The sequence below is a fragment of the Nocardioides sp. NPDC057767 genome (genome assembly GCF_042798275.1).
Classification (GTDB): Bacteria; Actinomycetota; Actinomycetes; order Propionibacteriales; family Nocardioidaceae; genus Nocardioides.
Window position 1 is genome coordinate 61,722 of sequence record NZ_JBHVKJ010000010.1, and the last position, 21,480, is coordinate 83,201.

The following is a 21,480-nucleotide window of genomic DNA, read 5'->3' on the forward strand; positions in this document are numbered from 1 at the left end:
GTCGGCCGAGTTGGCACGCGTGTGCGCACTCGAACGACGTAAGCGACGCTTCGGCCGGCGGGAGTGACGTCTCGACAGGTCAGATCAGCCCGGCGGCACGGGCCGCCTCGGCGTACGCAGCCGCCAGGGTCGGCACGGTCTCGTGGGCGTTGAGGCCCGACGGGTTCGGCACGACCCAGAGCTCGGCGCCGGCCAGGGGCTCGGGCTGGCGGCCCTGCTTGGCCTTCGGCCGGTTGAAGGCGGTCCGGTAGGCGGTGATCCCGGCGATCGCGACGACGGTCGGTTTCCTGCGTGCGACCAGGGAGAACAGCTCGGCGCCGCCCTCCTTGAGCTCGGCGTTGCTGAGCTCGGAGGCCTTGGCCGTGGCGCGTCGGACGATGTTGGTGAAGCCGATGCCCCGGGACCGGAAGTAGTCGCGGTCCTCCGGCGTCATCCCCGCGGAGGCGTCGATGGGACGTGTGGTGATCCCGGCGCGGAAGATCGCCGGGTAGAAGCGGTTCAGCGGGTGCGCGAAGTGGGTCTGGGTCGCGGCGGTCCACAGGCCGGGGTTGATGCCGACGAAGAGGAGGCGCAGCGGTTGGTCGTCTGCCGGGAGGAGGTCGGGGACCGAGGCGCCGTAGTAGGTCTGGAGCTCGGCCTGGGTGAAGCGGGCCACGGCGTGATCCTTGCATCTGCGTAACGACCTCCCCGCCCGGGGTGCAACAGCCGGGTGCCGTGGGGAGTATGTGGAACATGCACCCCACGCGTCTTCTCCCACTCGCAGTCGCTGCGACGGCGCTGCTGATCTCCTCCTGCGGCACCCCCGAGGAGGCGAGCGACCCGGGCTCGAGCCCGTCGCCCTCGGCCTCCTCGCCCGGCACGCCCGAGTCGCAGCCCGAACCGTCCCGTCCGCCGAGCTCGGAGAAACCGGTGCGTGGCCTGGTCTCAGCCGGCGGAGCGGCCGAGGGCGACCTGGAGAAGACCGCGACCCCGCTGCCGGACGCGGCCGCGATCGAGGCGTACGCCGCGACGCTCGGCACCTCGCTGCAGCAACCCTTCACCACCGAGGCGACCAGTCTGCTCGCGCGCGTCCCGTCCGGGCAGCGGCTCTACGCCCAGACCGTCTACGACGGCTGCGAGGCGCCGGACCCCGCGACGATCACGGCTTCGGCCTCCGGCGCTGACGTGGTCCTCCACGTCACCCCGCCGAAGAGCACCAAGATCCAGTGCCTGGTGGCCGAGCGATCGGTCGCGTTGCTGAGTGTCGATCAGCCGGTCGGCTAACGTTCCCCGCGTGGGGGAGCCGTGGAACACCTTCGTCGAGGGCGACAACCTCGACGTGCTCCAGGCGCTCTCGGCGGCGGGCGAGACGTTCGATCTGATCTACATCGACCCGCCCTACAACACCGGCAGCCTCTTCGCCTACCACGACGACCGGCGCGGCGAGGACGGCCGGCGGGCCGGCCGCCACGAGGCCTGGGTCGCGATGATGCGGCCCCGGCTGGAGGCGGCGCGCACCGTCATGTCGGACCGGGCGGCTATCTACGTCTCGATCGACGACAACGAGGCCGCTCACCTCAAGGTGCTGATGGACGAGGTCTTCGACGAGCGCAACCAGCTCGCGCAGATCGTGGTCAACCTCAACCCCAAGGGCCGCCAGCTCGGCAACGGGTTCGCCACGTCTCACGAGTACCTGCTCGTCTACGCCAAGGACGCCCGGACCTGCGCGCTGGAGTCGAGCATCCCCGAGGCCGTCAACGAGCGGGACTTCCCGCTGGTCACCGACGACGGGCGCCACTACCGGCGGCTGCCCCTGCGCAACACCAACAAGAAGTTCAACCCGGCGACGGCCAGGACGCTCCACTTCCCGGTGTGGGGAGACCCGGACTCCGGCCGCGTCGATGTCGAGCCGTTCGACGGCGGCCAGGAGATCTGGCCGGTCTTCGGTGACGGTCGCCCGGCGGTCTGGCGGTGGAGCGCCCCGCTGATCGCGGCCCGTCCCGACGATCTGATGTGCCGTCGCGTACGCGGGAAGCTGGGGGAGCGGGTCGACGTCTACCAGCGTGACTGGCTCTCCCGTGATGCCTCGGGCGATGCCCGGCGCAAGAAGCTCACCACGATCTGGCTGGCCGAGGAGATCGGCTCGACCGACTCCGCCGTCGCCGAGCTGAAAGCGCTGGTGGGGCCGCTGTTCGAGTCGCCCAAGCCGACCGGTCTGATCCGCCGGATCCTGGCCACCATGCCGACCGACGCGCGGGTCCTCGACTTCTTCGCCGGCTCCGGCACCACCGGCCACGCGGTCGCGCTGGCCAACGTGGAGGACGGGGCGCGGCGTGCGTGCTGGTCGGTGCAGATCGCCGAGACGACCCGGCCGGGCTCGAACGCGGCGAAGGCCGAGATGGCGTACGTCTCCGACGTCACCCGGGCGCGGCTGAAGGCAGTGGTCGCCGCCCACGGGAACGGCGGCGTGAAGAGGCTGGTCGAGCGCGACCTGGGCGAGCTACTGGAGAGATCCGGCGTGACGCGCGGCGCGTAGAGGGCGTGGCAGGATCGCGGCCATGGCCCCCAGCGTCCCCCGCCTCCGGATCGGCTCGACCGAGATCATCGCCCTCGCCGACGGCGAGGGCCCGTTCTTCTCGCCGCGCGCCGAGGCCTTCCCCGCGGCCACAGCCGCGCAATGGGCCGAGGTCGACCGTTACGACCCGGGCGCGGTCGACGCCGAGGGCCGCTGGCGGCTCCAGTTCCGTGCCTTCGCGATCCGCGGCGACAAGGGTCTCACCGTCGTGGACGCCGGGATCGGTCCGGCGGACGGCCCGGCCGCCTCGTGGGCGCCCGTGCCTGGTGTGCTCCCGCAGTCGCTCGATGCCGCGGGCATCGACCCGGCCGAGGTCGACACCGTGGTGCTCACGCATCTGCACACCGACCACGTCGGATGGGCGGTCGTGACCGAGGCCGGCGGGCGCCGACCCTACTTCCCGAACGCCGACTACCTGCTCCAGCGGGCGGAGTACGACGCCCTCGACGCGCTCAACCCCCAGCTTCGCGAGACCCTCACCGTCCCGCTCGCAGCCGCCGGTCGGCTCCGGCTCCTCGACGGTGACACGCCCCTGCGCACCGGGCGTACGGTCGCCACGCCCGGTCACACGCCGGGACATCAGAGCGTCCTGGTTCAGGAGGGACGCGAGCTGGCGCTCGTCACCGGCGACCTCCTGGTGCACGCGCTCCAGCTGCTCCACCCCGAGCTCGCCTACGCGCATGAGGTCGACCCCGAGGCGGCCAGACGGTCCAGGGAACGCCTGCTCGGCCGCGACGCCGCCACGACGCTGCACCTGGCGACGCCGCATCTGACGGAGCCGTTCGTCCCGGCGTGACCGTGCCGCTGGGTGAACTTCTCGAAACATCTGGTAACCGCGTTACACGGGCCACGTAAAACACGGCATCGTCTGGGGTCGACCGAACACCTCACCTCGGGAGACCCCCATGAAACTCCGTGGCCTGTTCATCCTTGCCTGCGGCGCCCTCGTGCCGCTCACGATTCCGGCGGCAGCGCACGCCGAGTCCTACTCCCAGCCGCTCTCGACCGCCATCGGCGACCTCCCGGTCGCGGCCGAGAACCGCACCGGCTACAGCCGTGACCTCTTCCAACACTGGATCGACGCCGACGGCGACGGCTGCAACACCCGCAACGAGGTGCTGATCGCGGAGGCCGAGGAGGCCCCCACGGTCGGCTCGAGCTGCTCGCTGTCGGGTGGACGCTGGTACTCCTACTACGACGGTCTGTCCTGGACCGCCACCAGCGACATCGACATCGACCACATGGTCCCGCTCGCCGAGGCCTGGGACTCCGGCGCTCGCACCTGGACCTCGACCGAGCGCAGGAGCTACGCCAACGACCTCGGCTACTACGGCTCCCTCGTCGGCGTCACCGACAACGTGAACCAGTCCAAGAGCGACCAGGACCCGGCCGAGTGGATGCCCGCCCAGCAGAAGTGCCGCTACCTGAAGGAGTTCGTCTCGGTGAAGATCCGCTGGCGCCTCTCCGTCGACAGCACCGAGAAGTCGGCCCTCACCAACCTCTCCTCCGCCAACGGCTGCGGCAGCCAGACCGTCTCGGTGACCTTCGCCCGTTGACCCACGCCGAGTCCGCAGAAGTGGCGCGTCGAATCGGTGGAAATGGCGTACGAGATCCCGATCTCATTCGCCCGAACGACCGATTCGGCCGCCACAACTGAGGACTCGGCTGGCCTAGGATCTGCGGCATGGCGTTCACTGCTCCGCGAGTCACCCGTGAGCAGGTGGGATCCGACGTACGCCGCCGGCTGGCGCGCCTGAAGTCGAAGCGGTGGCACGTGTTCCAGGCCGCCGGAGCGGCGGGGGTGGCGTGGTTCATCGCGGCCGGGCTGCTCGGCCACGTCCAACCGGTCTTCGCGCCGATCGCCGCGGTGGTCAGCCTCGGCACCTCCTACGGGCAGCGGCTGAGACGGGTCACCGAGGTGACCATCGGGGTCGCGCTCGGCGTCTTCCTGGGCGACGTCGTGGTGCAGGTCATCGGCGAAGGCGCCTGGCAGATGACCCTCGTCGTGGGGATGGCCATGGCCGTGGGCATCTTCATCTCCTCGGGGCAGGTCTTCCGCAACCAGGCCGCGGTGCAGTCCATCTTCGTGATGGGGCTGCTGCCGACGCCCGGCGCGGCGTTCACCCGCTGGACCGATGCGCTGATCGGCGGTGCGGTGGCGCTGGTCGCCGCCTCGATCGTGCCTGCCGCGCCCCTGCGACGGCCCGGTGAGCAGGCGGCGGTGGTGGCCAGGAAGATCGCCTCGCTGCTGCGCGCCGCCGGCCAGGTGATGCTCGACGCCGACGCGGTCCACGGGCTCAAGGTGCTCGCCGACGCGCGCGCCACCGACCCGCTGATCCGGGAGCTGCAGGACGCCTCGGACGAGGGCATGTCGGTGCTGGCGGTGTCGCCGTTCCGGTTCCGACATCGCAGCCACGTACATCGGATGGCCGAGCTGGTCGAGCCGCTCGACCGCGCGCTGCGGAGCACCCGGGTGCTGGTGCGGCGGGCGGCGGTGTCGGCCTATCGCGGGGACATCGTGCCGGAGAGCTACTACCAGCTGGCCTTCGGGCTCGCCGACGCCGTCGACGTCGTCGAGGCCGAGCTCGCCGCCGGCCTCGGCCCGGACGGACTGAGCGGAGAGGCCAGGTCGGTGCTGCTCGCGGTCGGCGAGCACTCGACCGAGGTGGAGCGTACGGAATCGCTCAACGCCGAGGTCATCCTCGTCCAGATCAGGTCGATCATCGTCGACCTGCTCGGGGTCACCGGCATGGGGCAGTTCGAGGCGACCGACGCGCTGCCGCCGCTGCCGCCTCGCTGAATGCTCACCGAGTTACCTCGGTGAGTGGTCGCTTCCTTCGCGGAACTCCACGAAGTATGTGGTGCCCGACCGAGTTACCTCGGTGAGCATCCCGCTACAGCGATCCCCGCAGGTCCCGCACGACCGAGTCGACCACCGCGACCAGGTCCCCTTCGGTGGACGCCGCGATGGCGCGTTGTCGCTGGTAGGAGGCACCTTTGTGGATGATGTCGTGCACCCCGGCGAGCTCCTTCTCGCAGCCGAGGCGCGCGGCCACGGGCTCGAGCCGCACCAGCAGCTCGGCAAGGTCCTCGGTGACCAGCCGCTCCTCGGAAGCGGCGTTGAGGATCACGATCGCGTCGAGGCCGTAGCGGGCGGCGCGCCACTTGTTCTCCTGGACGTGCCACGGCGGCATCGTCGCGATGGGCTCGCCGGCCGCCACCCGGGCGTCCAGGTCGACGCAGAGGCAGTGGGCCAGCGCCGCGATCGCAGCAAGCTCCTGAAGGGTCGCGACCCCGTCGCAGATCCGGTTCTCGATGGTGCCGATCCGGGGTGAGGGCCGGATGTCCCAGCGGATCTCGCTGATGTCCTCGATCACGCCGGTGACCGTCTGGTCCGAGACGTACGCCTCGAACTCCGCCCACGTCGTGAACTGGAACGGCAGCCCCGCCGTGGGCAGTTGCTGGAACATCAGCGCCCGGTTGGACGCGTAGCCGGTGTCCACGCCGGCCCAGATCGGCGAGGAGGCCGACAGCGCCTGGAAGTGGGGGTAGTAGGTCAGCAGCCCGTTGAGGACCGGCAGCACCCGGTCGCGTTCCGGCATCCCGACGTGCACGTGCACGCCCCAGATCAGCATCTGCCGCCCCCACCACTGGGTGCGGTTGATCAGCTCCTCGTAACGATGCCCGGCGGACAGCTCCTGCCGGGTCCAGGACGCGAACGGATGCGTCCCGGCACCGAAGAGGTCCACGCCGAGATCGTCCCCGGCGCGTACGACCTCGGAGGTCGTGGCCCGGATCTGGTCGATGGCCTCCTCGACCGTCTCGCAGATCCCGGTGACGATCTCGACGGTGTTGCGCAGCAGCTCCTTGTGGATCCGCTCGGGGTTCGGCACGCGGGCCTTGGCCCGGGCGAAGAGATGGTCGGCGACGTTGACCAGGTCCCGCGTCTGGCGGTCGACGAGCGCGAGCTCCCACTCGACGCCGAGCGTCGGTCGAGGGGAGGGATGGAAGTCGATCCGCATGTATCGAGCGTTCCTTGCACGGGCCCGTTTGTCGAGCACCGTGAATGCCTGTCGATCACCGCCCCGATGGCACGCTGTGACGGTGGACGCGCGCGAGGTGAACCTGACTCTGGACTTCTGCCTCCGCGTCGGTGAGCTGCTGATCTCCACCGGCGCCGGGGCCGCTGACGTGACCGCGACGATGAGGTCGCTCTCTCAGCATCTCGGACTCCGCGGAGCCGAGGTCGACGTCACCTACACCAGTCTCTCGATGAGCTATCAAGCCGATCCAGAGGCGATCCCGATCCACACCACGCGGCAGGTCAAGAACCGCACGATCGACTACGACCACCTGACCGCAGTCGACCACCTGGTTCGCCAGGTCGTACGCGACGAGGTGGATCTCCAGGGCGCCCGGATCGCGCTGGGCCGCATCATCTCCGGCGGCCACCGCCGGCCGCGGTGGGCGGCGACCCTCGGCATGGCGGTGATGGCCGCCGCGTTCACCGTGTACGTCGGCGGTGAGCTCCGTGTCGTCATCCTGGCGTTCATCTCCGGTGCTGCGATCGACCAGCTGCAGGCCTTCCTCCACCGCCGCTGGCGGCTGCCGCTCTTCTACCTGCAGGTCGCCGGCGCGGGCGTGGCCACGCTGCTCGCCGTCATCGCCGCGGCCCTGCCCCTGGACCTCGACGTCTCCACCTCGATCACCGCCAACATCACCGTGATGCTGGCCGGGATCAGCTTCATGGGTGCCCTCCAGGACGCCCTGACCGGCTTCCACGTCACCGCCAGCGCCCGGATCATGGAGGCCCTGGTCTCCACGGCCGGGATCATCGCCGGAGTCACCGGCGGTCTGGTCTTCGCCGGTGCCGTCGGGGTGCCGATCGACGGTGCCGTCTCCGGCGGCACCAGCACGCTGCAGTCGATCACCCTCGCCACCATCGGCGGGGCGGTCGGTGCCGCGGCGTTCGCCTATGCGGCCTACGCCCCCAAGCGGACGCTGCTCCCGATCGCGATCATCGCCGGCATCGCCGTGGTGCTGTCGATCGTCGTGCCCGGCGACGTCGGACGTACGTGGCGGGTGGCCGTGGCCGCCCTCTTCATCGGTCTCATCGCCTACTCGGTGGCCACCCGGCTGAAGGTGCCGCCGCTGGTCATCGTGGTGTCCTCGGTGGTGCCGTTCCTGCCCGGCTACTCGATCTATCGCGGTCTCACGATGCTGGCCCAGGAGACCCCGGCGACCACCTCGGTCGGCCTCGTCGCCCTCTTCACCGCCGCCTCGGTGGCGCTGGCTCTCGCCTCGGGCGTCTATCTGGGTGAGTTCATCGCCCAGCCGCTCAGCCGCCGGTCATGGCGGATCGAGACGCGGCTCTCCGGGCCGCGCCTCGTCGGTCCGCTGCGGAAGGACCGCACCACCACCCCGGTGCCCGCCGAGGTCGAATCCTAGGCCGGAGCGGGGGGTGCCGGTTCGTCAAGGTATGCAGAGAAACCGTCGCATCCCTAGCGGAGTTCCGCGAGGGATGCGACGGTTCGGCTACGTACCTTGACGAACCAGCGCCTCGAACCAGCGCTCGGTGGTGACATCGTCGTACGGCGCCCGGCCCCCCTTGACCGCGAGATAGACCCGCTCGGCGGAGTCCTCGGTCATCGAGATGATCTCGGGCGGGTAGCCGTACTCGATCTGGTGGTGCTCGAACTCGTCCTGGTCGTCGATGTAGACCGACCCGTCGAACTTCTTGACCACGTCGAGGTCGAGGTCGATGCAGGTGATCGTGGAGTCCTGCCACATCGGCGGAGTACACATGTCGACATATATCTGCGAGCTCACCCGTCCGTTCGGCCGGTTGAAGGCAGCGAAGTGGGCGGCGTCGCGGTGAGGGATGAGGCTGACCGAGTCCCAGTCGGCGACCCATCCCTTGCCCGGCCGTGCGAACGCCGTGCCGACCGGGTGGCCGATCCACTCGCCGTGCTCGTCCTCGCCGAGGTAGATCCCGTCGAAGCCCCAGTGGGGTTTGTTGCCCCACTTCGTCATCTCGACCCGGATCCGGGTCCCTGCCTCGAAGCGCTTCATGAGGTCAATCTCCCACGGTCGTGGTGAGGCTCGCGAGGATCTCGAACCAGCGGTTCGCGCTGCCGTCGTACGGAGCGGTGTGGGCCTTCACCTCGGCCAGCACGCGGTCGGCCGCGGTCCGGGCCAGGTCGATGACCTCGGGCGGGTAGCCCAACGAGACCTGGTGCTCGGCGAACTCGTCCTCGTCGTCGATGAATACGGTCCCGTCGTGGCGCTCGATCACGTCCAGGTCCAGGTCGACGCAGGTCAGCACCGTGCCGGTCCACTCCGGCGGCGTGCTCATGTCGACGTAGATCGCGAGGTCGGGATGGTCGGCGCCGTTGATCGTGACCAGATGGGCGGCGTCGCGTCGAGGTCTCAGGGTCAGCCACGGCCATTCGGACGTGAAGGTGCTGTCGGGCTTGGCGGCAAAGGTGCCTGCGGGATGGCCGATCCACTCGCCGTGCTCGTCCTCACCGAGGTAGAGCCCGTCGAAGGCCCAATGAGGCCGGCCACCCCATTTCGTGAACTCGACACGAACGGGGTGGCCGGCCTCGAAGCGCATGGGCGCCGATTCTGCCTCAGCCGTTCTTCTTGGGCATCACATATTTGGCGCCCAGGGCGATCAGGTCCTGGTAGCGCGAGCCGGTGAACTTGCCGAAGTTGTGGATCACATGGGCGTCGAGGCCGACCAGCACGCGGGCCTGCTTCTTCTCGATGCCCTTGACGATGATCTCGGCGGCCCGCTCGGGCTCCATCTTGGCGAGCTTCTCGTCGAAGAACTTCGCGGTCGCGGCCTGGTCGTCCTTGGCCGAGACCCGCGCGGAACGCGCCACGGCGGTCTTGATACCACCCGGGTGGACCGAGGTGACGCCGACCTTGTGGCCGTCGATCAGCATCTCCTCGCGCAGCGCCTCGGTGAAGCCGCGCACCGCGTACTTCGCGGCGTTGTAGAAGGCCTGGTCGGGCATGGAGACCAGCCCGAACAGCGAGGAGATGTTCACGATGTGCGCGTCGCCGGACTCGATCAGGGCCGGCAGGAAGAGCTTGGTGCCGTGCACGACGCCCCACCAGTCGATGCCGATGATCCAGTCGATGTCCTCCCAGTCGAGGTCGTTGACGCGGCCCGAGAGTGCGACGCCGGCGTTGTTGACCACCACGTTGACCGTGCCGAAGTGGGCGATGATGCCCTCGGCGTACGCCGTGAAGGCCTCGCGGTCGGCCACGTCGAGCTTGTCTTCCTTGATCTCGCGGGCGCCGGCCTGCTTGGCCAGCTCGACGGTCTCGGCCAGGCCGGCCTCGTTGACGTCGGAGAGCGCCAGCCGGGCGCCGCGGCCGGCCAGGTTGACCGCGAGGGCGCGGCCGATGCCGGATCCGGCTCCGGTGAGCACGACTACCTTGTCGTCGAAGGACTTCATGCGGGGACACTCTCCTTGGTCGTTGCCGGGTTGCCGGCGGCGGTGACGGCGTACTTGTCGACGTCGAACTTGCTGGTCAGGTGGCGGAACAGGAACGTGAAGCTCGGCCACAGGGTGGTGTTGCGGCCGTGCTCGTCGAGATACCACGACGCGCAGCCGCCCTCCGACCAGACCGTCTTGTCCATCTTGCGCTGCAGGTCGTCGTTCCAGGCGGAGGTGGCGTCCTCGGTGGGCTCGACGGTGGCGTACGCATTCGTACGCATCGTGCGGATCGCGTCGCGGATGTAGGCCACCTGGGACTCGATCATGTAGACCATCGAGGAGTGGCCCAGACCGGTGTTGGGGCCGACCACGAAGAAGAGGTTGGGGAACTCCGGGACGGTGGTGCCCTTGTAGGCGCTCATCCCGGTCTCCGCGAACCGCTCGGCCATGGTGCGGCCCTTGCTGCCGGTGATCGAGTGCGCGATCGGGAGGTCGGTGGTGTAGAAACCGGTCGCCACCACCAGGACGTCGATCTCGCGGCTGGTGCCGTCCTTCGCGACGATCGCGTTCTCGCTCACCCGGTCGATGCCGTCGGTGATCAGGTCGACGTTGTCGGCGGCCAGCGCCGGGTAGTAGGCGTTGGAGATCAGCGTGCGCTTGCAGCCGAGCGTGTAGTCAGGGGTGACCTTGCGGCGCAGCTCGGGGTCCTTGATGCCGCGGCGGATGTTGTTCCTCGCCATCAGCTCATGGGCCTTGGTGAGCCTGGGTTCCACGGCGAGGCCCAGGACGCGGACCTCGAGGCCCCAGTAGACCGCCGCGCGAGCGAGCCGCTGGACACCGGGTACGTGGCGGAAGGCGGCCTTCTCGAGCTTGGAGTAGCGGTGCTCGTTGCGGGGGAGGACCCACGGTGCGGTGCGCTGGTAGACGTCCAGCCGCGCCGCCTTCTTCTGGATCTCGGGGACGATCTGGACAGCGCTGGCACCGGTGCCGATCACGGCGACGCGCTTGCCCTCGAGTGAGACGTCGTGGTTCCACTGGGCGGAGTGGAAGATCTCGCCCCGGAAGCCCTCGATGCCCTCGATGTCCGGGAGCTTGGGCTCGGAGAGCGCACCGGGACCGGCGATGACGGTGGTCGCCGCGTACGTCTTCTTCCCGTTCCTGCCCTCGGTCTCGACGAGCCAGCGCTGCTGGGTCTCGTCCCAGGTCGCGGCGGTCATCGCGGTGTCGAAGACGAAGCGGTCCAGGGTGCCGGAGTTCTCGGCGACCTTCTTGATGTACGCCTCGATCTCCGGCTGGGGCGAGAAGCTCATCGACCAGTCGGGGTTGAGGGCGAAGGAGTAGCTGTAGAGCTGGCTGGGCACGTCGCAAGCGGCGCCGGGGTAGGTGTTGTCGCGCCAGGTGCCACCGACGCCGGAGCCCTTCTCGATGACGACGAAGTCGCGCTCGCCGTCCTCCTCGAGCTTGATCGCCGCGCAGAGGCCCCCGAAGCCGGCGCCGACGACGAGGTGGTCGACGTGGGTGAGGTCAGCAGTGGTCATACCGAGAGTATTCTTGCCTATTGAACAGATGTCAATAGAATGGTCGGTATGAGCCAACGGACGCGCCTGACGCCCGAGCAGCGCCGCGAGCAACTGCTCGACCTGGGCATTCGCCTCTTCTCGCGCCACTCCCTCGACGAGATCTCGATCGACGTGGTGGCGCGTGAGGCCGGCATCTCGCGCGGGCTGCTCTACCACTACTTCGGCGACAAGATGGCCTTCCGTGAGGCGGTCGTACGCCGCGCCGCCGACGCGCTCGTCGCCCAGACCGCCCCGCCCGCGACGGGGGAGCCGGTGGAGCGCCTGCTGGCCTCGATGACGGCCTATGTCGACTTCGTCGACGCCAACTACGAGGGGTACGTCTCGATGGTCCGCGGCGCCGCGAGCGACCCGGTCCTGCGCGAGATCTACGACGAGGCCTTCTTGGCGTTGGGGCTCCGGATCTTCGACGCCGGTGCCGACTTCGTCGAGGACACCCCGGCGGCGCGCCTGATCGTCAGGGGATGGCAGGCGATGTCGGAGGAGCTGGTGCTCTCCTGGAAGACCGATCCCGCGGGGCTGTCACGCGAGGAGCTGCTGGGGATGCTGGCGGGTTCGTTGCCGGTGCTGTTGGAGCTGCTCGGGCCCGCGGAGCTGTAACACGCGACCGCACACCCCGGTGGGTGTTCGCTATGCTCCGCTGGCCAGGCTCCGGGAGTGCCGGTGAGCCGGCTGAACTCGAGGAGTCCCCCATGTCATGGATTTCCGCCGTTCGAGGTGCGCGAAAGGTGCGCTTCGTCGGTGCGATCGCGCTGGTTGCGGCTGTGCTCACCCCGGTGGCGACCAGTGCCCCGAGCGCGTTTGCCGAGACGGCTCCGCCGTCGATCACCTCCACGTCGTATCCGACGTTCGTCGAAGCCTCCGCGATGCGCTGGCGTGGCACCCACTGGAGTGCGACACCGGCCTTCCGGTGGAGTCCGGCCACGACCGAGGGGGTGGCGAAGTACCAGGTGCAGACCTGGCACGGGAAGCGCCGAGGATCGATGGTCGGTGTGGACTCGACGGGTTCCGGTTACCAGTCGACGATCGCCACCTACCCGGCCTCGCGCACTTCGCTCGCCGGACACATCTACTCCGGTGATCAGGTCTGCCGCCGCGTACGAGCCGTCAACAATGCCGGGACGGTCGGCCGGTGGTCGGGTTGGCGGTGCAGCCATGCCCCGCTCGGCACCGAGGAGTTCGTGCCGGGGTACGGCTTCGACAACGGTGTCTTCGACTACTACGTGAGGAACAACGGGGCTTCGAACAATCCGGCGCGCTCGGTGAGCTACCTCGCCAAGGGTGTTCGGGTGAAGGTTCGTACCGGCCCGAAGTACGGCAAGGCGCGGATCCTCATCGGTTCGACGCTGCTCGGCACGGTCAGCGGCTACGCGAGCAAGGCCGGCTACAAGGTCGTGACGCTGCAGAAGTCCGCCAACCTGACCGGCGCGATCAAGGTCAGGGCGATCTCGGCCGACACCCGCCCGTTCCGGTTCGTCGGCCTGTGGGCGCTGCGGGCGACGGCGCCGCTGGGGTCGAGCAAGGTGGTCACCTGGCAGTCCCGAAGCGAGCTGTGGCCGGCGGACCCGGTCGAGAGCACGGACACGACGAGACCGAAGATGACCGGCTTCTCGCTGTCTCCGACCTTCCCGACCACCCGAAACAGCAACGGCATCTACAGCGTGAAGGCGTCGTGGCGAGGCAGCGACAACGTCAAGGTCACCGGTTACGAGGTGGCTCGCAAGGACGGCGGCTCGACGTCCTGCTTCGACGGCGGCTCGTCCGCGACGACCAGCACGTCGATGCCGGTGTACGTCGACTGGGCCGGGTCGGCGACCTGCTATCGGGTCCGGGCGTTCGACGCGGCCGGGAACGCCTCGCCGTGGACGGGCTGGAAGTGCTCCTTCGCGCCGATCGAGCCGATGGACGGCTGGACCGCTGGTGTCGGGATCCCGTCCGGAGGCAAGATCTGGACCTCGGTACGGACACGCGACGACTACTACCACCGGACCGCGCGGACCACGGACCGCTTCTCCGCGAAGAAGCTGCGGATCCAGTACCGCGTCGGCCCGAAGTGGGGCCGGGCGAAGGTCTATGTCGGTGGGACGTACTTCGGCACCGTAAACGCCTATGCCAGCACGGCCGGCAACAGGTGGATCACCCTCACCGGCACCCGCGAGGCGCACGAGCGGATCCGTTTCGTCCCGATCACGACGAAGGACGTCCTCATCGGCAAGGTGTTCGTCATCCCCGACGTCTCCAAGAACCTGCCTCCGGCCCCGACCCGCGGCTGACCGGCGGGGTGTGACACGTCGTTCGACGTACTATCAGGTCGTTCTCTTAGGGCGACCAGTACGTCGAACGACGTGTCACAGGGCGGCTCGGCCCTACTCGGAGACGGCGGCCTCGAGCTGGTCGAGGGCCCAGTGGAGGTCCTCCTCGGCGATCACCAGCGGCGGCGCGAGGCGGATGGTGGAGCCGTGGGTGTCCTTGGCGAGTACGCCGCGGGCGAGGAGGCGCTCGCAGATCTCGCGACCGGTGCCGACGGCCGGGTCGATGTCGACGCCGGCCCACAGGCCGCGGGAGCGGAAGCCGACGACGCCCTCGCCGACCATCGCCAGGAGCCGGTCGCGCAGCACCTGGCCGAGCGCCTCGGCACGGGCCTGGAAATCACCGGTCTCGAGCAGCTCGATCACCGCGGTGCCGACGGCGCAGGCGAGCGGGTTGCCGCCGAAGGTGGAGCCGTGCTGGCCGGGGCCGATGACGCCGAGCACGTCGCGGTCGGCGACGACGGCCGAGACCGGGACGATGCCGCCGCCGAGCGCCTTGCCGAGGATGTACATGTCCGGCTTCACGCCGGCGTGGTCGCAGGCGAAGGTGTAGCCGGTGCGGCCGAGGCCGGCCTGGATCTCGTCGGCGGCGAAGAGCACGTTCTCACGGGTGCAGACCTCGCGCAGGCCGATCAGGAAGTCGTCTCCGGGGATGACGACGCCGGACTCGCCCTGGATCGGCTCGACCAGCACGGCCACCGTGTTGGGGGTGATGGCGGCCTCGATCGCGGCCAGGTCGGCGTACGGGACCATCACGAAGCCGGGGGCGAACGGGCCGAAGCCGTCGCGGGCGTCGGCGTCGTCGGAGAAGCCGACGATCGTGGTGGTGCGGCCGTGGAAGTTGCCGGCCATCACGATGATCTCAGCCTGGTCGGCGGGGACGCCCTTGACGTCGTAGCCCCACTTGCGGGCGACCTTGATGGCCGTCTCGACGGCCTCGGCGCCGGTGTTCATCGGCAGCACCATGTCCTTGCCGCACATCGCGGCCAGACGGGCGGTGAACTCGGCGAACTGGTCGTGCACGAAGGCGCGCGAGGTCAGGGTGACCTTGTCGAGCTGCTCACGGGCGGCGGACAGCAGTGCGGGGTGGCCGTGACCGAAGTTCAGCGCGCTGTAGCCGGCCAGCATGTCGAGGCAGCGGCGACCGTCCACGTCGGTCACCCAGGCGCCCTCGGCGTGGCTGATCACCACCTCGAGCGGGTGGTAGTTGTGCGCGGAGTGTGCCTCGGCGGCTGCAAAGGCGGCGGGGGTCAGGCTGGTCGCAGCGGCGTCCTGAGCTTCGTTGAGCAGGGTCATCGCACTCCTCCATCTCGTGGGGCGTTCTCGGTGATCTGAGCCAGAATCATCTGATTGTCTGACAATCCTACGATCAGGCTACGCCAGATGCCTCATCGCTGTCGCCAGCTCGGTAACGCGGTTGCAAATACCGGTGCGGAGGGTGTGCGCCCCGGGGTATATGTTCCCTCAGCCATCTCGGCCCGCCTCGCGTTCTCTGGCAGCGAAGCGACCCCAAGACCATCTCGGGAAAGAGACTCGGAGGAACCCACAGATGCGCATGCGCGCACTGGTGGCGGCTGCTGCCGTCGCCCTGATCGTGCCGGCGGTGCCGGCCTTCGCGACGGAGACTCCGTCGACCACCCCGGACCCGTCGGAGACGACGTCCGTCGAGACGACCCCGACGGACTCGGAGCCCGCCCCCGCGACGGGCGCCGAGACGGGCACTCAGACGGAGCCCGAGACCCAGCCGGAGACCCAGCCGGAGACTCAGCCGGAGACTCAGCCGGAGACCCAGCCCGGCGCCGAGGCGGAGCCTCCCGCGGCAGGCGTGGCGGAGGAGCCGGCAGGCGCCGTCGTGACCACCGTCGTGATCACCGTTCCCGCCACCACCCCGGCCGGGGGCGCGACGTTCCCGGTGACGTACGACGTGGAGAACGTGGAGGCGCTCGGCGCCAACCCGGTGGCCAACTGGACGATCACCGGCTCGAACGGCACTTCCCCGAGCGGCCCGCAGTCGGCACCGATCACGCTCGACGCCGACGGTGTCGGGTCGGTCCAGGCGACGATGCCGACCGCGACCGACACCTACCGGATCACCGGGTTCGTCGAGGGTGAGAGCGGCGCGACCGACTCCGTCACCGTCGAGCTCGGTTCCGTCGACGCCACCAAGCCGGTCGTCACCCTGAGCCGCAGCCTGACGACCTTCTACCCCTACCCGGACGGCTACCGCGACACGGTCACGGCGAAGATGACGGTGAACGAGACCGTCGGCTACACCGCGAAGGTGGTCACCGCCGGCGGCACCCTGGTCCGCACCCTGGGCTCGTCCACGAGCTTCACCGGCACCACCTCCTACACCTGGAACGGCACCAACAACGCCGGCACCCGGGTCTCCGGCACCTTCTACGTCCGCATCGAGGCCAAGGACAAGGCCGGCAACGCCACCACCGCCCAGATCTCGATCGCCGCGTCCGCCAAGAAGCTGACCTGGAAGACCTACAGCAGGACGGTCACCGCCGCCGACGCCCTCGACTACAAGTACGTCGGCTCCTGCTCGACCCTCAAGGCGCCCGCTCGCAGCGACTGGTCCGAGTCGCGCGGCCTGCGTTCCAACGTACGCTGCAAGGCCCCCGGAGACAGCGCCAAGGCGACGGTCTACACCGAGAACGTCAAGTGCCTGCCGAAGTCGGTCGACGGCAACTACCGCAACCTGACGCTCAAGCACTACGGCGGCCGCCCGAAGGGCTACACGAAGGACGTCTACCTGGTCACCACCGTGCTGCGCCCGTCGGACTGGTCGACGCGTCAGCGCCACCAGTTCGGCAACTCGATCAAGTGGAAGACGATGGCCTCCGTCGCCTCGCCCAACAGCCTGATCCAGAGCCGCACCTCGACGCAGTACTGCCCCGCAGTGTGGTGGACCGCCGGCCTCAACTCGAGCTCGCGCTACGACATCTGGAAGTACGCGGTCGGCATCCAGTACCGCGTACTGGCGTGACCATGACGCGCAAGCTGATCCTGGCGGGCGCCGCGGTCGTGCTGCTGGCTGCTGGTGCCTTCGGTGGAGTCCTCGCCCTCTCCGGCGAGGACGAGCCGGAGCGACCGGTGGTCGAGAAGAACCAGCCGGCTCCGTCGGGTCCCGAGGAGCGTCCGGAGCCGGAGCCGGATCCGGAGGAGGTCGCAGACCTCTACGCCCCCGAGGGTGAGGTCGGCGTCGACCAGTAGCCGACCATCGAGCAGAGAACGACGTACGCCGCCGGACACGTTCCGGCGGCGTACGTCTTGTTTTCACCGAAGCCAAAGGTCTCGCACAGCCTCACCACAGGAACCCTGCGGACTCTGGAAGCATGAGCGACAAGAGTACGGACGACCAGGCTCCCGAGCCGGTGGAACCGACGGCCGAGGAGCCCGCCGTCGAGCAGCCCGCCGAGCAGCCTCCCGCCCAGCAGCCAGCGCCGGCGTACGCACCGCCTGCCTACGGTCCGCCGACTGCTGCCCCCGTGGCCGCGGCCGCCCCGAAGAAGAAGCTCTCCGACCGGGTCTTCGGGTGGAAGAGCGTGGCGGCCGCGGCGGCCGCCGGGCTCGTTCTCGGTGGCGGCGTCGCCACCGGTGTCGTCGCCGCGGTCGTCGACGGTGACTCCGACCGCGGCCCGCGGGAGCTGGGCCAGATGCGCGGAGGCGGCGAGATGCCCTTCGGCCAGGTGCCCGACTTCGGCCAAGTGCCCGACTTCGGCGAGGACGGCCATGGTCCGGGCGGCTTCGGCCAGCGACAGGACCAGTCCGACGGACGGTCCTATCCGGGTCAGTCGAGCTGACCCGGCCGAGATCGCGTACGCCGCCAGGCTCCCCGACCGGCGGCGTACGTCTTGATTTGTCTCGGCTGCGCGGGGACTCGTAACCTTGTGAGGTCGTGACTCCTGCCGCGTCCTGATCCAGGTTCGATGAGAACTGTCGCACGGTCAGGGGCGCAGATCCGGATGACTGTCGCTGGGGCTCCCAGCGACGGGGCAAGCCGGGCCGTGTTCGTCAGAAGCCACGCAGCACCATCCCGCCTCCTGCACCCGCTGGGCGGGCACTACGAACTAAGAAGGCACACGTGCGTACTTACGCTCCCAAGCCGGGCGACATCGAGCGCGCCTGGCTCGTGATCGACGCGACCGACGTCCGTCTCGGCCGCCTCGCTGTCCAGGTCGCCGAGCTCCTCCGCGGCAAGCACAAGGCGATCTTCGCGCCCAACGCGGACACCGGCGACTTCGTCATCGTCATCAACGCCGAGAAGGTCTCCCTCTCCGGCAACAAGAAGACCACCAAGCTGGCTTACCGTCACTCGGGCTACCCGGGCGGTCTGACGGCCACCCCGATCGGTGAGGTCCTGGACAAGGACGCTCGCAAGGCGATCGAGAAGGCGGTGTGGGGCATGCTGCCGAAGAACAAGCTCGGCCGTCAGATGCTCAAGAAGCTGAAGGTCTACTCCGGCCCTGAGCACCCGCACGCCGCGCAGCAGGCCGTTCCGTTCGAGATCAAGCAGATCGCCCAGTGAGCCAGGACCAGGACATGACTGAGAACACCGTAGAGGTCGAGGAGACCTTCGAGACCGACGAGCAGGGCCTCGCCTACACCTCCGAGAGCGCCCCGTCCGCCGACACCCCTGAGCGCCCGGCGACCATCGCCCCGGCCGCCGCCACCGGCCGCCGCAAGGAGGCCGTCGCCCGCGTCCGGATCGTCCCGGGCACCGGCGCGTGGACCATCAACGGTCGCACCATCGAGGACTACTTCCCGAACAAGCTGCACCAGCAGGTCGCGAACGAGCCGTTCGTCGCGCTGCAGCTCGAGGGTCGCTTCGACGTGATCGCCCGCATCGACGGCGGCGGCATCGCCGGTCAGGCCGGCGCGCTGCGTCTCGGCGTGGCCCGTGCGCTGAACGACGTCGACGTCGAGGCCAACCGCCCGACCCTGAAGAAGGCCGGTCTGCTGACCCGCGACGCCCGCGTCGTGGAGCGGAAGAAGGCCGGTCTCAAGAAGGCCCGCAAGGCCTCGCAGTTCAGCAAGCGCTGATCGCCCTCGCGATCGCCTAGCATTGTTGGGGTGCCTCGGCTCGCCGAGGCACCCCGACTCATTTTTCGGGCGGGGGCCGACGTACGAAAGAAGGTCACACGGACGTGGCACGCCTTTTCGGCACTGACGGAGTTCGCGGTCTCGCGAACGGCGAGGTCCTCACCGCCTCGCTCGCCCAGAACCTGGCGACATCCGCGGCACTGGTCCTCACCGAGGAGCTTCGCGGCTCCGGCAGCGGACGCAAGCCGCTGGCGGTCATCGGCAACGACTCGCGCGTCTCGGGCCAGTTCCTGCAGGCGACGGTCGCCGGCGGTCTGGCCTCGGCCGGCTGCGACGTGATCGAGGTCGGCGTGCTGCCGACGCCTGGCGTCGCCTACCTGACCGCGGCCCTGCAGGCCGACCTCGGCGTGGTCATCTCGGCCTCGCACAACCCGATGCCCGACAACGGCATCAAGTTCCTCCAGCGTGGCGGGCACAAGCTCGACGACGTGCTCGAGGACCGGATCGAGGCCCACCTCGACGAGCCCTGGGACCGCCCGACCGGCGCGTCGGTGGGCCGGATCTCGTCCCACGACAACCCCGTGGAGACGTACGCGGCTCACCTGGTCTCCACGCTCGAGCGTCGTCTCGACGGGCTGACCGTCGTCGTGGACTGCGCCAACGGCGCGGCCGCGGCCGCCGGGCCCTTGGCCCTGGACCAGGCCGGCGCCAAGGTGATCGCGATCAACGACACCAACGACGGGCTCTCGATCAACGACGGCGTCGGCTCGACCCACCCGGAGATGCTGCAGAAGGCGGTCGTCGAGCACGGTGCCGACGTCGGCTTCGCCTGGGACGGCGACGCCGACCGCTGCCTGGCCGTCGACGCCGAGGGCAACCTGGTCGACGGCGACCAGCTCATCGCGGTCCTCGCCCTCGGGCTCCACGACACCGGCCGGCTCCCGGACGACACGGTGGTCGTCACCGTGATGAGCAACCTGGGCTTCGTGAAGGCGATGGACGCCGCCGGCGTCCGGGTGAAGCAGACCGCCGTGGGCGACCGCTACGTGCTCGAGGAGATGCGCCGCGGCGGTTACGCCATCGGTGGCGAGCAGTCCGGCCACATCATCATGAGCGAGCACGCCACCACCGGCGACGGCATCCTCACCGCGCTGCACGTCCTGCAGCGGATGACCCTCACCGGGCGTACCCTCGCCGACCTCGCCTCCGTCGTCACCCGGCTCCCGCAGGTCCTGCTCAACGTCAAAGGCGTCGACAAGGCCCGCTGCAAGACGGACTCCGGTCTCCTGGAGGCGGTCGCCGCGGAGGAGACGGCCCTCGCCGGCTCCGGCCGGATCCTGCTGCGTCCCTCCGGCACCGAGAACCTCGTACGCGTCATGGTCGAGGCTCCTACGCACCACGAGGCCGAGGCGTGCGCCGAGCGGCTCGCGGATGTGGTGCGGGCCCGGCTGGCACTCTGAATGGTCGTCTAGGTATGCAGCCGAACCTTCACTTCCCGGGCGGAACTCCGCACGGGAAGTGAAGGTTTCTGTGCATACCTAGACGAACCAACCGCCTAGATCTTCCGCAACCTCACATACCGCACCGAGTGGTCGCGGTCCTTCCGGAGCACCAGGGTGGCGCGGGAGCGGGTGGGGAGGACGTTCTCGCGGAGGTTGGGGCCGTTGATCTCGTTCCAGATCTCGGTGGCACGGGTGACGGCCTCGTCGTGCGACAGGGCCGCATATTTCGTGAAGTAGGACGATGGGTCGCGGAAGGCGGTCTCGCGCAGCCGGAGGAAGCGGTCGACGTACCACTGCTTGATGTCGCGCGACCCCGCATCGACGTAGACGGAGAAGTCGAAGAAGTCCGAGAGGGCCAGCGAGATGGTGCCGTCGGCGCGGACCCGGGAGGGCTGCAGGACGTTGAGCCCCTCGAGGATGACGATGTCGGGTTTCTTGACGGTCACGGTCTGGTCGGTGACGTCGTAGGTCAGATGTGAGTAGATCGGCGCGCGCACCTCGTCCTCGCCCGACTTGAGGTCGACGAGGAAGCGGAGCAGCGCCTTGCGGTCGTAGGACTCCGGGAAGCCCTTGCGCTCCATCAGGCCGCGCCGCTCGAGCTCGGCGTTGGGGTAGAGGAACCCGTCGGTGGTCACCAGGGCGACGTTGGGGTGCTCGGGCCAGTGGGCGAGCATCTGCTGGAGCACGCGTGCGGTGGTCGACTTGCCGACGGCGACGGACCCGGCGACGCCGATGACGAAGGGCGTACGCTCCGGCATCGTCTTGCCGAGGAACAGCTCCTGCTGGTCGTGGAGCTTGGCCGAGGCGCTCACGTAGAGGCTGAGCAGGCGGCTCAGCGGCAGGTAGACCTCCTCGACCTCCTTGAGGTCTATCTGGTCGCCCAGGCCACGCAGCGACTCGATCTCGGCCTCGGTCAGCGGACTCTCGGTCTCGGTCGCGAGCTCGGCCCACGCGCTACGGTCGAGCTCGACGTAGGGCGAGGAGCCGCGGTCATCGCCGTGTGGCCCGGGGTGTGACATGGCAACGATTGTTACG

The 21,480-nt window shown here is 69.2% G+C and carries 22 protein-coding genes; 14 read left to right on the forward strand and 8 right to left on the reverse strand.

What is annotated here, in order from left to right; all coding sequences use genetic code 11:
* Positions 1-79: 79 nt before the first annotated feature.
* Positions 80-655 carry a mismatch-specific DNA-glycosylase gene (locus ACFVDI_RS07455; RefSeq protein ID WP_378902314.1) on the reverse strand — a complete coding sequence of 192 codons (576 nt, stop codon included), beginning with the start codon at positions 653-655 and terminating at the stop codon, positions 80-82.
* Positions 656-732: 77 nt separating this feature from the next.
* Between ACFVDI_RS07455 and ACFVDI_RS07460 the strand changes: the two genes are divergently transcribed.
* From ACFVDI_RS07460 to ACFVDI_RS07480, 5 genes are all read left to right on the forward strand, one after another.
* Positions 733-1,263 (forward strand): hypothetical protein, encoded by a 531-nt coding sequence (locus ACFVDI_RS07460; RefSeq protein ID WP_378902317.1) that lies wholly within the window; start codon positions 733-735, stop codon positions 1,261-1,263.
* A gap of 10 nt (positions 1,264-1,273) precedes the next feature.
* On the forward strand, positions 1,274-2,515 hold the full coding sequence (locus tag ACFVDI_RS07465; RefSeq protein WP_378902320.1) for a site-specific DNA-methyltransferase: 1,242 nt from the start codon (positions 1,274-1,276) through the stop codon (positions 2,513-2,515).
* Positions 2,516-2,537: 22 nt separating this feature from the next.
* Positions 2,538-3,350 carry an MBL fold metallo-hydrolase gene (locus tag ACFVDI_RS07470; protein ID WP_378902323.1) on the forward strand — a complete coding sequence of 271 codons (813 nt, stop codon included), beginning with the start codon at positions 2,538-2,540 and terminating at the stop codon, positions 3,348-3,350.
* A gap of 109 nt (positions 3,351-3,459) precedes the next feature.
* Positions 3,460-4,110, forward strand: a complete 651-nt coding sequence (locus ACFVDI_RS07475) for an HNH endonuclease family protein (RefSeq protein ID WP_378902326.1) — start codon at positions 3,460-3,462, stop codon at positions 4,108-4,110.
* A 128-nt stretch (positions 4,111-4,238) separates the two neighbouring features.
* Positions 4,239-5,354: an aromatic acid exporter family protein gene (locus ACFVDI_RS07480; protein WP_378902329.1), complete on the forward strand. Its 1,116-nt coding sequence runs from the start codon at positions 4,239-4,241 to the stop codon at positions 5,352-5,354.
* Between the two features lie 94 nt (positions 5,355-5,448).
* On the opposite strand, the gene ACFVDI_RS07485 is transcribed toward ACFVDI_RS07480, so the two are convergent.
* A complete protein-coding gene (locus ACFVDI_RS07485) occupies positions 5,449-6,576 on the reverse strand; it encodes a glutamate--cysteine ligase (RefSeq protein ID WP_378902332.1) in 1,128 nt (375 codons plus the stop codon).
* Between the two features lie 82 nt (positions 6,577-6,658).
* Between ACFVDI_RS07485 and ACFVDI_RS07490 the strand changes: the two genes are divergently transcribed.
* On the forward strand, positions 6,659-8,002 hold the full coding sequence (locus ACFVDI_RS07490; RefSeq protein WP_378902335.1) for a threonine/serine exporter ThrE family protein: 1,344 nt from the start codon (positions 6,659-6,661) through the stop codon (positions 8,000-8,002).
* 87 nt (positions 8,003-8,089) lie between these two features.
* Here the strand turns inward: ACFVDI_RS07490 and ACFVDI_RS07495 are convergent, their stop codons facing one another.
* The 4 genes from ACFVDI_RS07495 to ACFVDI_RS07510 are packed head-to-tail and all read right to left on the reverse strand — an operon-like array spanning position 8,090 to position 11,543.
* The gene (locus ACFVDI_RS07495; protein WP_378902338.1) at positions 8,090-8,626 is read right to left on the reverse strand and encodes a DUF402 domain-containing protein; all 537 of its coding nucleotides are present in this window, start codon (positions 8,624-8,626) and stop codon (positions 8,090-8,092) included.
* A gap of 4 nt (positions 8,627-8,630) precedes the next feature.
* Positions 8,631-9,170: a DUF402 domain-containing protein gene (locus ACFVDI_RS07500; protein ID WP_378902341.1), complete on the reverse strand. Its 540-nt coding sequence runs from the start codon at positions 9,168-9,170 to the stop codon at positions 8,631-8,633.
* A gap of 16 nt (positions 9,171-9,186) precedes the next feature.
* The gene (locus ACFVDI_RS07505) at positions 9,187-10,023 is read right to left on the reverse strand and encodes an SDR family NAD(P)-dependent oxidoreductase (protein WP_378902344.1); all 837 of its coding nucleotides are present in this window, start codon (positions 10,021-10,023) and stop codon (positions 9,187-9,189) included.
* Positions 10,020-11,543, reverse strand: coding sequence for a flavin-containing monooxygenase (locus ACFVDI_RS07510; protein ID WP_378902347.1), 1,524 nt, complete (start codon positions 11,541-11,543; stop codon positions 10,020-10,022). The genes ACFVDI_RS07505 and ACFVDI_RS07510 overlap by 4 nt, the downstream gene beginning before the upstream one ends.
* A gap of 48 nt (positions 11,544-11,591) precedes the next feature.
* Here ACFVDI_RS07510 and ACFVDI_RS07515 point away from each other — a divergent pair, with 48 nt between their 5' ends.
* Together ACFVDI_RS07515 and ACFVDI_RS07520 are read left to right on the forward strand one after the other, a co-directional pair.
* The gene (locus ACFVDI_RS07515) at positions 11,592-12,182 is read left to right on the forward strand and encodes a TetR/AcrR family transcriptional regulator (protein WP_378902350.1); all 591 of its coding nucleotides are present in this window, start codon (positions 11,592-11,594) and stop codon (positions 12,180-12,182) included.
* Between the two features lie 92 nt (positions 12,183-12,274).
* Positions 12,275-13,855, forward strand: a complete 1,581-nt coding sequence (locus ACFVDI_RS07520) for a hypothetical protein (protein WP_378902353.1) — start codon at positions 12,275-12,277, stop codon at positions 13,853-13,855.
* Between the two features lie 93 nt (positions 13,856-13,948).
* Here the strand turns inward: ACFVDI_RS07520 and rocD are convergent, their stop codons facing one another.
* Complete coding sequence (gene rocD / locus ACFVDI_RS07525; RefSeq protein WP_378902356.1) at positions 13,949-15,187, reverse strand: ornithine--oxo-acid transaminase; 1,239 nt, start codon at positions 15,185-15,187, stop codon at positions 13,949-13,951.
* Positions 15,188-15,440: 253 nt separating this feature from the next.
* Between rocD and ACFVDI_RS07530 the strand changes: the two genes are divergently transcribed.
* From ACFVDI_RS07530 to glmM, 6 genes are all read left to right on the forward strand, one after another.
* Positions 15,441-16,886: a hypothetical protein gene (locus ACFVDI_RS07530; protein WP_378902359.1), complete on the forward strand. Its 1,446-nt coding sequence runs from the start codon at positions 15,441-15,443 to the stop codon at positions 16,884-16,886.
* On the forward strand, positions 16,883-17,113 hold the full coding sequence (locus tag ACFVDI_RS07535) for a hypothetical protein (protein WP_378902362.1): 231 nt from the start codon (positions 16,883-16,885) through the stop codon (positions 17,111-17,113). Before ACFVDI_RS07530 ends, ACFVDI_RS07535 begins: the two co-directional genes overlap by 4 nt.
* A 122-nt stretch (positions 17,114-17,235) precedes the next feature.
* Positions 17,236-17,703, forward strand: a complete 468-nt coding sequence (locus ACFVDI_RS07540) for a hypothetical protein (RefSeq protein ID WP_378902365.1) — start codon at positions 17,236-17,238, stop codon at positions 17,701-17,703.
* A gap of 281 nt (positions 17,704-17,984) precedes the next feature.
* Entirely contained in the window at positions 17,985-18,428 is a 444-nt protein-coding gene (gene rplM, locus ACFVDI_RS07545; protein ID WP_008362447.1) for a 50S ribosomal protein L13, read from the forward strand.
* Positions 18,429-18,442: 14 nt separating this feature from the next.
* Positions 18,443-18,943, forward strand: coding sequence for a 30S ribosomal protein S9 (gene rpsI / locus ACFVDI_RS07550; protein WP_008362446.1), 501 nt, complete (start codon positions 18,443-18,445; stop codon positions 18,941-18,943).
* Positions 18,944-19,047: 104 nt separating this feature from the next.
* Positions 19,048-20,403, forward strand: coding sequence for a phosphoglucosamine mutase (gene glmM, locus ACFVDI_RS07555; protein ID WP_378902369.1), 1,356 nt, complete (start codon positions 19,048-19,050; stop codon positions 20,401-20,403).
* A gap of 95 nt (positions 20,404-20,498) precedes the next feature.
* On the opposite strand, the gene coaA is transcribed toward glmM, so the two are convergent.
* Complete coding sequence (gene coaA / locus ACFVDI_RS07560; RefSeq protein ID WP_378902372.1) at positions 20,499-21,464, reverse strand: type I pantothenate kinase; 966 nt, start codon at positions 21,462-21,464, stop codon at positions 20,499-20,501.
* Positions 21,465-21,480 lie beyond the last annotated feature (16 nt).